The organism is Metallosphaera sedula DSM 5348 (genome assembly GCF_000016605.1).
GTDB lineage: Archaea > Thermoproteota > Thermoprotei_A > Sulfolobales > Sulfolobaceae > Metallosphaera > Metallosphaera sedula.
This window is the reverse complement of record NC_009440.1, coordinates 1,293,896-1,308,411: the sequence shown is the minus strand read 5'-3', so window position 1 is coordinate 1,308,411 and position 14,516 is coordinate 1,293,896. Positions and strand designations below refer to the sequence as shown.

Genomic DNA, 14,516 nt, shown 5'->3' with positions numbered 1-14,516 from the left:
ACAACGAGGTAAGTTAAATGACCGACCTTTTTTCAAGTCAATTTTTTATTGTTTTCTTCTCCGTAGGAGTCCCTCTTTCTATATTCTTTGTTTTATTGTTCTTTTTTGTTTTAAGACCAGGTAGAATAAATTTCAGAAGGCCAACTGGCACAAACAGTTCTGCTCAATCTGCAATTCCTTCACCTATACCTCCTCCACCTCAACAACCTACTCAAACTTCTACACCTCAACCTCAACAAGACATCTCTAAAATAACATCACGTGTGGACAAGATGGAAGCAGACTTAGCAAAGATGATCTCTGATACCTCAACAGAGCTTAGACAGTCTGTAGAAAATCTGGGCAAAAACCTTGAGGATCTGGCCCTGGCTATTAAAGCTACTAAAAGCGATGCAGAATCTCCATTCAATTTGATTCAATTAAATGAGCAAGATCCTAAGACCTCAAGGGACAGCGTGGATGCTAAGTTCACTGGTTTGAATATTCCGAACAGTAGCTCGTCCATCACGCAGGATATTTCTCAAAATGAGCTTCCAAATATAAATTTAAAAAAACTCATACAGCTATCAATCCTTCTAGCAATTCTAGACTATGATAAGGTGAAGATTAGGGCTCTCCTTAACTTAGGCCTTATCTCCCCTCAAGACTTGGAGATGATATCTAAAATAGAGGACATCATCCATAAGAACCGTCCAAAAGTAGATGCTGCAGAACTTGCCCTAATAGCCTATGATATAGCAAAGAGTTACAACTCGGTGGATTCAGAGCTGGTTAAATTCATGTCGGTCCTGATAGGTGATGGAAATGGCAGGAGAGATAATCAGTGAGTCCATCCTGGTTATAGCCAGCATAACTCTCGTAGGGGTTTTAGTGGCTGGAGTCTATTTTTCACTGACTAGCATTAGCTCTGGTATGAGTTCTATGTCCCTCTCCTTGTCGCAGAAACTCACCACTGATCTGAAGATAGTTTATGCAACCAATGTTTCCTCTACCACAGTGGTAATATATATTCAGAATACGGGAGAAACGGACATCTTCATGTCCTCATCCACTCTGTATTTTGGCAAGGTATATCAACTTCAACCAACAGGATACTCTACCTCTTCTCCACCAAACTGGACCTCATCTGTCGCGGTTCTGTCTCCGGGCAGTACTGCAAAGATAACGCTAACTCTTCCAGCTCCACTTCAGCAGTATCAGTACTATGAGGCTATGTTTGTGGCACAGAACGGATATGAGACAGATTACGTGTTTGAGGTGATGTAATGGGGGTTTCCAACGTTATAGCATTCTCGCTAACTATATTCATAGGCTTGGCCACTTTTGGTTCCATATTTCTAGTTGTAACGAACGTTGTGGGTACTGTCGAGAAATCTGAGAGCGTAAGGCAATCGCTCTATCTAGATCAGTTGAATTCTAAGATATCAATAGGGAGCGTCTCCCTATCTGGAAATGACCTAATCCTCATGGTGACCAATAACGGCTCAATTCCCCTCTGGGACTTTCAACATTTTGCTGTAATTATACAATATTATGCCAATATAAGTAATAAATCTACTCTCCTGGTCTCCCTTTATAATTTCTCAAACTCTCCCTCCTCTTATCAATGGACTTCCTCTCAGATTCTAGAACCTGACGGTAGCTCAGAATTTCAGATAGTTCTTCCCTATCCACCATATCCCAATACCCCTGCGGTTGCAGTGATATCCACGAATTATGGTACTTCGGCAGTGTGGAGGGGTACCCTATGATTATCCCCACCACAAACGAGGAATTAGATAGAAGGTTGGGAGGAATACCATTCCCTGCCCTTATCATGATCGAAGGAGATCATGGGACGGGAAAAAGCGTAATGGGCGCCCAATTTGTGTACGGTCTGCTTTCTGCAGGAAAGTCTGGTTATATTATCACAACGGAACAATCAACTTACGGTTACCTCAAGAAAATGAGGGAGGTTAAGATAGACCTTATCCCCTTTTTCTTAAGAGGGAAACTAGGGATGGCCCCACTTAACACCAGTAGATTTAGTTGGAATTCATCTCTCGCAAAGAAGCTTCTGTATTTCATCCTCGAGTTCATAAGGAGAGTGAAGGACTTCGTACTAATTGATAGCTTCACTGTTATCTCTACCTTTGCAAGGGGAGAGGATCTTATGGAATTCCTTAAAGGATTGCGTGTAGCAGTCTCAAACGGCAAGGAGATCATCATTACTGTTCATCCAAACGCGTTTAGTGAGGATATGGTGACTAGAGTGAGGAGCGAAGCGGATGTCTACTTTAGAACATCATCTGCGTCAATTGGAAATAGGAGAGTTAAGGTTATTGAGAAGATAAAAACTAGCGAAAGTACCTTCGGTTCTGATTCTATTTCATTTGATGTAGATCCAAGCTTAGGAATCAAAGTGGTTCCACTAACTTTGTCGAGGGCTTGACCATGAGTGAGTACCTCCAGAGTTACATAAATGGACTCGAGGAGAGACCAGAAATAGTAGACGATCCATCTAGGTATAAGGGGTCTAAGGTTTTCAATATAATCTACAAGGTATCCGATTTAATTTTCATCCATGCCCTTAGCAGAAGGTCGGATGACGGATATTATCAATACTTCGTGATAGAGCCTCCAAGACCTCCAGCAAGTCTCCTTGAGGACGTGGAAATACAGTTTGCCAAATTAATTAACTACAAAGAGAAAGTACCTGACGTTTTGCAAGAGAAAGAGAAGAAGATGAGAGCTCTTCTGGAAAAGATAAAAACTAAGGGGTTTAACAGAGAATATATTATCTATCATTTTATCAGAGATAAATTGTATACTGGGCCTATAGAGCCTCTGATAAGAGATCCGTTCATTGAGGATATAAGCCTCCCAGGGTTAGGGAGCGTATACATTGTCCATAAGTTATTTGGACCCATGAAGACAAATATAAGGATAGAAAATCAAGAAGAGCTAGACGAACTGATTGTCACTTTGAGCGAGAAGACGTTAAGACCAGTTTCGCATAATAGGCCCATCATAGACGCAGCCCTTCCCGATGGCTCTAGGGTAAACTTCGTTTTTGGGACGGACATAAGTAGAAGGGGCTCCAATCTGACCATAAGAAAGTTCAGTAAGGTTCCAATGAGTATAACTCAAGTGGTAGCCAGCGGTACCATGTCAGCAATACTGGCAGGGTATATCTGGATGTTGCTAGATGAGGGGATGAACCTATTTGTGTGTGGGGAAACAGCGTCAGGGAAAACGACGTCACTTAATGCAATTACTGCCTTCATTCCTCCCAATCTGAAGATAATTACAATCGAGGACACCCCAGAACTTACAGTTCCTCATGAGAATTGGGTGGCTGAGGTAACTAGGGAAACTGGAGGCGAAGGGACAGTAAAGCTATTTGATCTGCTTAAGGCGGCCCTAAGACAGAGGCCCAACTATATTCTAGTGGGAGAAATAAGGGATAGGGAAGGTAACGTAGCGTTTCAGGCAATGCAGACAGGCCACTCAGTTATGGCCACATTTCACGCAGCTAACATCAGGACTCTAGTACAGAGACTGAGCGGTTATCCAATAGAGGTACCCAAATCGTATATCAATAATTTGAACCTAGCCCTGTTCCAGAGCGCTCTGTACGATAAGAAGGGAAATTCTGTGAGAAGGGTCATAGAGGTGGATGAGATCATAGATGTTGATCCAGTGACTAGCGATGTCATATTTGTCCCAGTCTTTACCTATGATCCCATCTACGACCAGATTAACTTTGCCGGTAAGGGATCCTCGTTTCTCATCGAGAACAAGATAGCGGTGAGGAGGGGAATAGATAGGAGGAACATGAACTTATTGTATGATGAGCTCAATCTTAGGGCACAATTTATCAAGACACTTGTGGAGAAGAAGATATTCAATTATTTTGATGTCTGGAATTGGATTCTTAAATCTAGACAAATGGGATTGGAGGAGGCGATCAGGCAAATTGCAGTTACGTAGTCAAGACGAAGTGGACTCCAAGTTTATCTTTTTAGTAGCGTACATACTGGCCCTGTTCACTGCGGATCTTCCGCCAGAGAGCATAGTGGTGACACTCTCTGGCCTTAAGTACTTTGGAGAGTACTCCAAGACCTTTGGTAGACTGGCCACGCTAATTCACGGATATAGATACAAGTTCTCCAACGCAATCAATATCGTGAGTACTAAGATTCACATTAAACCTTTCAGAGAGTTCATAGTTAGGTTTTCACAGGCCCTCTCCCACGGGGATGAGATGATCTCTTTCTTAAACAGGGAAATAGACATGACATTAAATGATTATAACGCTGACATGAACAGGAAAATAGAATCAATGAATAATTTTCTTGCAATTTATGGGAGTTTGAGTAGCTCGCTAGTCTTCCTGATGGTAAACTTGACACTGGTATCTATCCTGTTTGATGTGGGAACTTCAGTTCTTCAACTGCTTTCCATGGCAATGGTTGCCGTGATAGGTCTACTTACCCTAGTGGTTTACGTGCTATATAAACCAGAGATTTACGTGATCCTGAAGAGGAATGAGAAACTGGTTGCTGTAATAGGGTTGCTCTTATCCATGACAATAATGCTACTTCAAAGAAATTATGTTGCTGTGGCCATAGCGGGAGGAGTGTTAATAGGAACAGGAATGTTTTTCAGAATGAAGGAGAGAAGACTTAACATATTAGAAAGACATTATGTGGCATTTGTCACCTACTTTTCCAGGACCTATCATGTAGTCAACAATTTAATGGATACTTTCCTCAGTGTGATGAGGGGGGATCTGGGGACCATGAGACCTCTGGTTTCATCTTCCCTAAATAGGCTCAAATTTGGCGTGAGAAAGTCATTAATTTTTGAGATGATGGGTGAGGAGAGCGGTAGTGTTTTGATTTTGATGATGAACAGAATTATATCGGCTACCGTGGAGTTAGGAGGTAATGTAAAAGAGGTGGGCGAAACTGTCTCAAGGATAGGGACTACACTGCTCAACCTTAGGGCTAGAAGGGAGCAGAACGGTAGAGCCTTCGAAGCCTCGGTCTTCGCCATGCAGGGAGCCAGTTCGGCTATAGGTGGTTCGCTCTTGGCGTTAATCCAGGTATTCGAGAATATTTTCAGTACAAATGTTATTAACTCAATTTTCACTCTGGGACAGGTTAGTATTCCTCAGCTATCACTGCTTCTCTTGGCTATCCTAGTTGCGCTGTCCTTTGCTAACGGAATTTCTATTGCAATCGCATATGGTAAGACCTTCTATTCCTCCCTTTACTTTGTGGGAATACTTCTTGTGATTACTGCTCTCAGTTTCCATTTCACCTATGTTCTGACTCAGGGAATATTCTCAGGGGTATTTCAAGGATTACCAACAGTAACTAGCATTCCAGGCAATATCTGAATTAGCATGAACTACACCGCCCTTACGGACGGAGCATCCCCACCTCGCGATGGGGACTTCTACCCCCTTAACCTCCCAATGTTAAAATCATTTTCAGGTAGGAGGTAACGATACTGATGGATTTCCAGGTATTCACTCAAGTGAGCTTATATTTCTGGTATCACCAATTTCATGACACGCAAAAATGATTTATCTGGGGTTCATAGACTACTAATCCATTTGATAGGAAAGGAAATCTAACTCCATTAATCCTGATGAGAACCGGCAAGTAACCGGGTCTGATTGGGCATCTAAGGATATTAGATCGATATTATATGGTTTAAGATCATCTACGGATAAAAGCTCAAATATCAAGGAAACGGCGTATATGACGCGCGAGTTCATAATTTCTTATTAAGGAGAGAAGTTGTAGCGTATTTCAACTGTTAGCGCTCCGTGATAGGGAACATCAAAGGCCCTCTTGACTAGAAGTTTACTGTAGAGTTTCTTGATGGTGACGTAACTCTTTCCAAAGGCTAGCGTGGTTTTCACCTCTTTCCCATTCGTATCGAATCTAAGAATTCCACCGTCATCTCCTCCCTCCATCACGCATAGAACACCTAGGGAGTACATGGGCAACTCCAGTCCCTTGACCTCCCTTAACACTGACGAGACTGCATTCTCTGCGGAGATCATTGCTGCCCTAGCTGTCCTAGGGAAGGGAGTCTGGGCCAGGTCTCCTAGGGCAAATATCCTGTCATCCTTCCTAAAACTTGGTAACTTCACCTCAACGAAACCTGAATTTCCCGCAAGTCCAGCATCTCTAACCACCTTTGGCGCAGAGAGTGAGGGAAGCACGGAGATCACATCAGCCTCCACTTCTTGGCCGTCGCTCAAGACTACTTTCCCTCTCTTAATCTCCTTTACGGCTTTACCCTTGAGGACGCTTATACCCCTCCTCTCGAAGTATGAGTTGGCCTTCTCGTGAACCCAGTCCAAGGGAATTGGGCCAAAGACACCCTTGGGACTTTGCGTAGCCAGGTAAACCTTCCCCTTCACCCCTCTCCTCCTAAGAATGTACTCAGCTATGAGGGCGACCTGATACGAGGGACCCTCTATGGGACTCCCTGGCGCGTTACCTACGAACACGTTCCCCTCAGTGTTCCACAGCATTTCCTTAAGCTTGAGGAATCCATCCAGGGTGTGATGCATGACTGCGTTCTCATGTCCAGGTATCCTCCTGAAGTTCTCCTCATATCCTCCACCGAGGGCTAGGAAGAGATAGTCATAGTCAAAGGTTCCCTTGTCCGTCTTGGCCTCCCTGCTCTCAGGCAGGATCTGCGTCACCCTACCCTCCACGAAGTTCACTCCCTTCCTCTCCATGGCTACCTTGGCGTCAAATTCAGTTTCCTCGACCTTCACCTCGTCCGTGAGGAGAAGCGGGAAAATTGTGTTTTCTCTCACCACCCTAGACTCAGAGATAACGGTTATCTCGTCATTGAGGTACCTCCTCAACTTATGAGCCACGGTAAGTCCTGCATACCCTGCTCCAAGTATTAAGAATTTCATAAGATAAAATGAGATAAAGAATATTAATCTTTGTCGTCCCAAACAGTTTAATAGCCCAACTCCTAAACTAGGTGTGTTAGGCTTCATTTCCAATCAAATAACATCCGCTATCATTGACGGCACATCGGTTGTCTGGTTTCCAGTTCCCAAGTTCGACTCTCCCTCAATCTTCTCCAAGTTGGTTGATGAAAGGGGAGGGGAATTCTCCGTGGTGCCGGGAAAGGTAACTTACATGGCTCAGGAATACAGGGACCCAATGGTTCTCACAACTTACGTGGAAACAGACCAGGGAAAGATGGTTATCCAAGACCTTATTCCCATAGGGGAGACCATTATTATAAGGAGGGTGGAGAGCGAGTTTCCCTTCAGGGTTGTGTTCAATCCAATATTCCATTATGGTCTCTACAGACCAGTTCCCGATGGCAATAGGAGAATCAATCCAAGGGGGAGGGACTGTGTGGCGTTTCTTTATGAGTATGATGGAGAAGTGGAGATGGAGAGCGACGATGTCTGGAAATTCTCAAGCGGAAAGGGATATCTCGTAGCTAATTACTCATCAGATGCCAAGCACGGTCCATTGAGCGAGAGGACCTCCCACCTATCCCTTGACTTCTCCAGACCCTTTGAGAAGACCGTTGAGTACTGGAGAAGGTCCCTACCCAAGTCCAGGATATACCTAGAGGATTTATACACCACTTCACTTGCAGTTCTCCTGGGATCCATCTACGCCCCTTCGGGAGGTCCAGTGGCTTCCCCCACAACCTCCCTACCAGAGGTGATAGGTGGGTCCAGGAACTGGGACTACCGTTTTGCGTGGGTAAGGGACTCCTCTATTATCGCCGAGTCCCTCCTAGACGCGGATTACGTGGTGAAGGCCAGGGACATAATTAACTTCTTGCTCTCCCTGATTAACTTCTCGTCGAAACCTTTCTTCTACCCCCTCTACACGGTGGAGGGAACTATCCCACCTCCAGAGAGGAAACTTCCCTGGCTCTCAGGTTTCAGGGGATCTAGACCGGTTACGGTGGGAAACGGGGCGTCAACTCAGGTTCAGCTCGACGTCGAGGGATTTTTCATGGCAACGCTCTACAAGTACTTTGAGAAGACGGGAGATAGGGTATACATTTACGATGCCCTCGAGAAGATTTTCTATCTCGCTGACTGGGAGGCAGAGAACTGGAGAATGAAGGACTCAGGGATATGGGAAGATAGGGGAGAGCCTCAGCACTACATTCACTCTAAGGTGATGATGTGGGTTGCCATGGACAGGGCTGGGAAGATCGCGAGTACCCTAGGCATGCAGGATCGATGGAAGGACGCTAGGGAGGAGCTGAGGTCCTGGATTCTTGAACAGTCAGGAGAGTACTTTCCTAGATATCCAGGAAGTGACCAGGTTGACGCCTCGATCCTCTCGGCACCCCTTTACGATTTCGTTGACGTTAACGATAAGGTATTTCTAAATACCCTACGCAGGGTAGAGAGGGATCTGGTTAAGGACGGATTCGTCAAGAGATATGTTTCGGACTTCATGGGAGAGGCGAAACATCCCTTCCTCCTCACCACGCTTTGGCTGGCAAGGATTTACATAAGGTTAGGCGAAACAGGGAAGGCCAGGGATCTCCTGGAGAGGTTAGACAGGGTCTCCGGCAGCCTTCACCTCCTAGGAGAGCATCTGGACACCTCCACCCTAGAGTTCACCGGTAACTTCCCCCAGGTTTTCGTTCACGCACAGGTTGTTTCGGCACTCAAGGAACTGGAACGATTTCAGTGAACTTTTGAGTTTCAGTTAAAAGAACATTATACTAAACTTTAAAAACTTTAAACCCTATTAACTTGCATGGTCGTCAGAACAGGGGAGCAATATCTCCAATCCATAAGTAACAGGTCAAAGGTGGAGATTTACGTAATGGGCAGGGAAGTCAAGGACGTGACTAAGCATCCCTTCCTTAAGCCTTCTGTAATGTCCTTTAAGGCTACATTTGACGCTGCTTGGGAAGAGGACACAAAGGAGTTAGGCAGGGCATGGAGTCCCTACCTAGAGGAGGAGATAAACAGGTTTAATCATATTCATAGATCACCGGATGATCTGGCTGCTAAGGTTAAGTTGCTGAGAAAGTTGAGCCATAAAACAGGGGCATGTTTCCAGAGATGCGTTGGTTGGGATTCCCTGAACACGCTTCACATTGTGACCACTATGATGGCCAAGAAGGGCAAAACCGAGGTGAGGGATAGATTTGTGGAATATCTCAAGTACGTTCAGAAGAATGACCTTGCCCTTGCTGGAGCCATGACTGACGCGAAGGGTATTAGGAACCTTAAACCAAGTCAGCAACCCAACAAGAACGCTTACCTCAGGATAACCGAGGTCACAAAGGATGGAATTTACGTGTCAGGTGCCAAGGCTAACATTACGGGAGTAGCGGCAACAGAAGAGATGGTCGTGCTACCCACTAGGGCAATGGGCCCGGAGGATAAGGATTACGCAGTTGCGTTCGCGATCCCGACAGATACCGAAGGGGTCAAGATAGTCGTGGGGAGGCAACTGAATGATGCGAGGAGAATGGAGGAGGGTGAGATAGACGGACTTCCCTACTTCTACAATCACGAGGGTCTAGTGATCTTCGATAACGTGTTCGTCCCCATGAACAGGGTTTTCTTGGCAGGTGAGTGGGAGTATACGGGAACCCTGGTTGAGATATTCTCTGCCTATCACAGGCAGGGTTATGGTGGATGTAAGGCCGGACTCGGAGACGTGATCATAGGGGCAAGTGCAGATCTAGCAAAGCAGATTGGAGTTGATAGGGCGTCCCACGTTCAGGATAAGCTCACTGAGATGATCTTCCTTACCGAGACCATGTACTCAGCTGGAATCGCTGCGAGCCTTAATGCCGTGAAAATGTGTGATAACTGCTGGTGGGTTAACCCCATGCACGCTAATGTCACGAAACACCTGGTTGCTAGGTTCCCATCCCAGATTGCACAGCTTTCCATAGACCTAGCAGGAGGAATTGTGGGAACAGCCCCCAGTGAATGGGACCTAAAGAACCCCAAACTCAAGGAGTACATATCCAGGTACCTCCAGGGAGCTGAGGACTTCACGGCCGAGGATAGGTTGAGGATGGTCAGGCTCGTGGAGAACGTGAGCATGGGTGTGGCTTTCCAGATAGAGTCTGTTCATGGAGCAGGAAGTCCCGCAGCGCAGAGAATAATGTTCTCCAGGTTGTATGACCTGAACTTTGCCCAGGAAGTAGCGAAGAAGTTAGCAGGGAGAAAGAGCGAAGTGAAGTTCACGAGTAAGGCCGAGCCCTGGAGAGAGAGTCAGTCTGAGGCAGAGGCTAAGGAGGCCGGTCTCAAGAGTTAAGATATTCTCTCTGGATGAGAGTATACGTTAAAGCTTTTTCCCCTCACGAAACCTATCAGTGTTGCACCCGCATTATCTGCTATCCTTACTGCGTAGCTAGTGGGGGCAGATATTCCGCTTATTACAGGTATCCCGGCCATAATTGCCTTGCTCACGATCTCATATCCAAGTCTTCCGCTAACCTGGAGAACACTGGAGTTAGCCGGTAATTTTCTCTCCATGAGTAGTTTCCCCACAACCTTGTCCACAGCGTTATGCCTTCCCACGTCCTCATAGAGGTACTGTAGTTCCCCCTCCCTCGTGAAAAGTCCAGCAGCGTGGAGACCACCTGTCACGTTAAAGGCACTCTGTCTCTCTCTCAATTTCTCGGGTAACGAAAGGATCACATCCCTGCTCACAGTAGCGTTAGTGGATAGGATGTCCAAGGTGTAGAGGAGAGCTCTCCCGCATATCCCACAGCTCGAGTTAACCACTATCTGGCGGGACTCAAGTTTCTTCACGTCCCTTAGGTACACCTCTACCCTGTTTAGTTCCTGCTTTACCTTCACTACATCTTCTATGGAATCAATAACTCCCTCGGAGTAGAGAAATCCCAGACTAAGCTCTTGGTCATTCCCAGGTGTTCTCATGACTATTGCGAAGGTTTTACATCCACCATTACAGACAACTATCTCCAGGGGTTCCTCAACTGCCACGAAGTCCTCGTCTATCTCCGTATGTCCGTCTTTCACCTTGACTAGGTTAACCTTGCTTACTTGCACTTCCTATCGCCTTAAGTATCTTCAGCACTAGCAATAGCCCTCTCTTAACGTCTGGGTCGTTAAACTCCTTCAATATCTGGGTGAGAGACACGTCCTGCACCTCCTCATCACCGTTAAGCGCAGCGTATATCACGTTCAGTGTCTTGATTAGCCCAGTGTTCTGTTCCGTCAGTGTGGAGAGCGTGACGTCTAGGTTTTCCGCCAGTCCGATCAGGAAGGGGAGGATCCCAGACCTGTTGAGAGCGTTCACTAGCCTCAGGAACTGCTCAAGGGCCTCCCCGCTCTCGACGAGCTGAGCCATTACTCTGTCAAGGGTTTGAACTCCTCTCTCATCCATTTCTTGGTCACCTCAATCCCGATCTGTCTCTTCCTCTCCTGTACGTGAAACCTCCAGTTATCCCTTGGTAACGGAGTTCCCTCACCGCTGGATATCTTCTCGATCAAGACGGGCGTATCCTTATAGCCTGGAGTTCCGGAAGCCTTATCAAACTCTTGGCCTGTCAAGTTGTTCACACCCTTTGAGGGTTCTGAGGCAAAGAGGGGAATAAACACTTCCTCTCCTGACACTCTTTCGCTGACCAGCGCCCTTGCCTTGATCTCCCCTCCAAACTTTGACTTAACGAGTACTAGATCTCCGTTTTTGATGGAGTACCTCTCAGCTAGTTCCTTGGATATTTCCACGAACGTTTCTGGGAACTTTCTCCTAAGACCTTCAACCCTTCCAGTCATTGTACCACCGTGAAAATGCTCAAGTACCCTTCCAGTGTTTACCACTATGGAGTGTACCTCATCCTTCAGCGGTCTTGGTTTCCACTCCAGCGGGTAGAGGATTGCCTTTCCATCAGGAGTGGCGAAGGAATTCACGTAAAGCAGAGGGGTGTCAGTTCCATCTTCGTTCACTGGCCAGACCAGGCTATTGAAACCCTCGAGCCTCGAATAGGAAACGCCAGCAAATATTGGGGTCAGCCTAGCGATCTCGTCCATGATCTCCGAGGGATGATGATAGTTCCAGTTAGCTCCCATGGCGTTAGCTATCATTTGGATTATTTCCCAGTCAGGCTTTGATTCACCTAAGGGATCCATGGCCTTGTAGATCCGCTGTATCCTCCTCTCTGTGTTGACGAAAGTCCCATCCTTTTCAAGACTCGCCGCAGCTGGAAGTATGACGTCAGCTAACTTCGCTGTCTCTGTCATGAACATGTCCTGAACCACAAGAAAGTCCACGTTCTCCAACGCCTTTCTAGTAAGAGGAGTTCCACAGTCAACCATCACGGTATCCTCTCCCACGACGTAAAGGGCATGGATCTTTCCCTCGAGGACCCCTTCTATCATTTGTGGTATCTGCAGGCCAGGTTTTCTGTTAAGGGTCGTTCTCCACGAGTCCTCGAACTTGGACATAACGCTCTCCTCCATCTTTTGGTATCCTACCATGTAGTTTGGTAGACAACCGAAGTCGCTGACCCCTTGAACGTTGTTGTGCCCCCTCATGGGAAAAGCCCCGGTTCCTGGGCGTCCGTAATTTCCGGTTAATAGGAGAAGGTCGGATATGATGGTGGAAGTGTCAGCCCCACCTAAGTGCTGAGTTACACCCATCCCCCACAACACTGCTACGCCCTTTGCTTGATGTATCATTTCAGCTAGTTTGATTATCTGTTCCCTGGGCACTCCAGACACGCTCTCAACGTAGTCCAGCGTGAAGCCCTTGATGGTCTCCTTAAACTCCTCAAAACCATTAACTCTCTTGAGGAACTCGTGATCCACCCAATCCTGGTCCACGATATACTTCGCTACCCCTGCCAAGACCGCTGCATCTGTACCTGGCTTGGGCCTGATGAAGAGGTTAGCTCTCTCTGCCATCTCGTGTTTCCTGACGTCAATAACGGCAATCTTGGCCCCCCTGATCTTTTGGGCCCTCTTAACCTTACTCCCCACAACGGGGTGACTTTCCGTGGTGTTATGCCCCACTATGAGGATTAGATCAGCGTTCTCAATGTCCCTTATGGTCCCGGAATCACCTCCTATTCCAACGGTCCTCCAAAGACCCACTGTAGCCGGAGATTGGCAATATCTAGAGGAGTTATCTACGTTGTTCGTGCCCACAACTGCCCTAGCTAGCTTCTGAAGGAGGTAAGCCTCCTCATTGGTCATTTTATCTGAGGCAATGAAGCCCAGGGAATCTGGGCCATACCTCTCCTTGATTTCCTTAAACTTCCTCGCAACAAGCTGGATTGCCTCATCCCAGCTGGCTTCCCTGAAGTGATCTCCCTCTCTAATTAGTGGTTTAGTTATCCTATCTGGGCTATTGACGAAATCCCACCCAAACTTACCCTTGACGCAAGTCAGGATCCCGTTCGCTGGTGACTCAGGTTTGGGCTCTACCTTCAGGATCTTCCTTCCCTTAGTCCACACCTCAAAGGAGCAACCAACTCCGCAGTAAGTGCACACAGTCTTGGTCTTCTTAATCTGTGATTGTCTCGCCTTGGATTCTAGTTCGCTCACTGTCATGAGCAAGCTAAAGTTGTCCTCAACTTTCCCAACTGCCTCTATTGTCTTCTTCTTGAGCTCTGGGTTTATCCACGTAAAGAGTCCAGCCTCCCCCAACATTCCCTTCTCCATAAGGGCATTAACGGGACAGACTGTGACGCAGGTCCCACAGTTCACGCAGGAAGAATTTCCAATGGGATTACCCTGATCCCACACCACCCTTGGCGGATTCAGGTTCCAGTCGATCCATATTACCTCATTTACGGCGAAGTCTTGGCATGCCTCGACGCATCTCCCGCAAAGGATGCATTGTGCAGGGTCATAAACGTAAAAGGGCCCACTATTATCTAGGGAGTAGGGTTTCTCAACGTACCTTTGATGGAAGACCTTCTCCTTAATCACGGCCTCATGAAGGACACAATCTCCGTTATTGTTCTCGCAAACTGTGCAGTATAGCTTGTGATATCTAAGTATCCTAGATATGGCCTCCTTTCTAGCCCCTTTGGACTTATCGTCGTTAGTGGTTATTGTCATTCCGTCCTCAACCCTGGTGGAACAGGCCCTCATTAACTTACCATTTACCCTGACCAGACAAGTGTCACAGCTCTCTATGGGCACTAGACCCTCGTTGAGGCAGACGTGGGGTACGTAAATGTTGTTCCTTTTCAGAACGTCAATGATAGTCTCCCCAGGGTTAGCGGAATATACTTTATCATTTATCCTCACCGTGAGAGACATGACCTCCTTTTCTTGGGTACATTTAAAAGCATATCTCTATATTGTTGTTTAACTTTATATACATTTTATATACTTTAGATAAATGCGATGTGAAAATAAACAACTGATGATCCGAATTAAATAAGCTAGACATATTTAATTTTCTCCAACCAGCTTAAGTGATAGGGTTATTAAACGGTTATTCATTGAAATGATCTCTTCATTAAACAAGTTCCATCAACCCAAGTTCCATTTTAAT

The 14,516-nt window shown here is 46.3% G+C and carries 12 protein-coding genes; 8 read left to right on the top strand and 4 right to left on the bottom strand.

Features of this window, described 5'->3' with window-relative positions; genetic code table 11:
• Positions 1–17 precede the first annotated feature (17 nt).
• The 6 genes from MSED_RS06735 to MSED_RS06710 are packed head-to-tail and all read left to right on the top strand — an operon-like array spanning position 18 to position 5,386.
• On the top strand, positions 18–827 hold the full coding sequence (locus tag MSED_RS06735; protein ID WP_012021274.1) for a hypothetical protein: 810 nt from the start codon (positions 18–20) through the stop codon (positions 825–827).
• On the top strand, positions 805–1,266 hold the full coding sequence (locus tag MSED_RS06730; RefSeq protein ID WP_012021273.1) for a hypothetical protein: 462 nt from the start codon (positions 805–807) through the stop codon (positions 1,264–1,266). The genes MSED_RS06735 and MSED_RS06730 overlap by 23 nt, the downstream gene beginning before the upstream one ends.
• Positions 1,266–1,751, top strand: coding sequence for a hypothetical protein (locus MSED_RS06725; RefSeq protein WP_012021272.1), 486 nt, complete (start codon positions 1,266–1,268; stop codon positions 1,749–1,751). Before MSED_RS06730 ends, MSED_RS06725 begins: the two co-directional genes overlap by 1 nt.
• A complete protein-coding gene (locus tag MSED_RS06720) occupies positions 1,733–2,431 on the top strand; it encodes an ATPase domain-containing protein (protein WP_048060086.1) in 699 nt (232 codons plus the stop codon). The genes MSED_RS06725 and MSED_RS06720 overlap by 19 nt, the downstream gene beginning before the upstream one ends.
• Before the next feature lie 2 nt (positions 2,432–2,433).
• The gene (locus MSED_RS06715) at positions 2,434–3,972 is read left to right on the top strand and encodes a type II/IV secretion system ATPase subunit (RefSeq protein ID WP_012021270.1); all 1,539 of its coding nucleotides are present in this window, start codon (positions 2,434–2,436) and stop codon (positions 3,970–3,972) included.
• Positions 3,959–5,386, top strand: coding sequence for a flagellar protein FlaJ (locus MSED_RS06710; protein WP_012021269.1), 1,428 nt, complete (start codon positions 3,959–3,961; stop codon positions 5,384–5,386). The genes MSED_RS06715 and MSED_RS06710 overlap by 14 nt, the downstream gene beginning before the upstream one ends.
• 393 nt (positions 5,387–5,779) lie before the next feature.
• On the opposite strand, the gene MSED_RS06705 is transcribed toward MSED_RS06710, so the two are convergent.
• Complete coding sequence (locus tag MSED_RS06705) at positions 5,780–6,934, bottom strand: NAD(P)/FAD-dependent oxidoreductase (protein ID WP_012021268.1); 1,155 nt, start codon at positions 6,932–6,934, stop codon at positions 5,780–5,782.
• Between the two features lie 73 nt (positions 6,935–7,007).
• On the opposite strand from MSED_RS06705, the gene treH1 reads away from it, so the two are divergent.
• Positions 7,008–8,705, top strand: a complete 1,698-nt coding sequence (treH1, locus tag MSED_RS06700; RefSeq protein ID WP_012021267.1) for an alpha,alpha-trehalase TreH1 — start codon at positions 7,008–7,010, stop codon at positions 8,703–8,705.
• Between the two features lie 66 nt (positions 8,706–8,771).
• Positions 8,772–10,295, top strand: a complete 1,524-nt coding sequence (locus tag MSED_RS06695) for a 4-hydroxyphenylacetate 3-hydroxylase family protein (protein ID WP_012021266.1) — start codon at positions 8,772–8,774, stop codon at positions 10,293–10,295.
• On the opposite strand, the gene fdhD is transcribed toward MSED_RS06695, so the two are convergent.
• The 3 genes from fdhD to fdhF are packed head-to-tail and all read right to left on the bottom strand — an operon-like array spanning position 10,292 to position 14,278.
• Positions 10,292–11,056, bottom strand: a complete 765-nt coding sequence (gene fdhD, locus MSED_RS06690) for a formate dehydrogenase accessory sulfurtransferase FdhD (protein WP_012021265.1) — start codon at positions 11,054–11,056, stop codon at positions 10,292–10,294. The genes MSED_RS06695 and fdhD overlap by 4 nt on opposite strands.
• Positions 11,037–11,393: a DUF1641 domain-containing protein gene (locus MSED_RS06685; RefSeq protein ID WP_012021264.1), complete on the bottom strand. Its 357-nt coding sequence runs from the start codon at positions 11,391–11,393 to the stop codon at positions 11,037–11,039. The genes fdhD and MSED_RS06685 overlap by 20 nt, the downstream gene beginning before the upstream one ends.
• Entirely contained in the window at positions 11,357–14,278 is a 2,922-nt protein-coding gene (gene fdhF / locus MSED_RS06680; protein WP_012021263.1) for a formate dehydrogenase subunit alpha, read from the bottom strand. Before fdhF ends, MSED_RS06685 begins: the two co-directional genes overlap by 37 nt.
• Positions 14,279–14,516 lie beyond the last annotated feature (238 nt).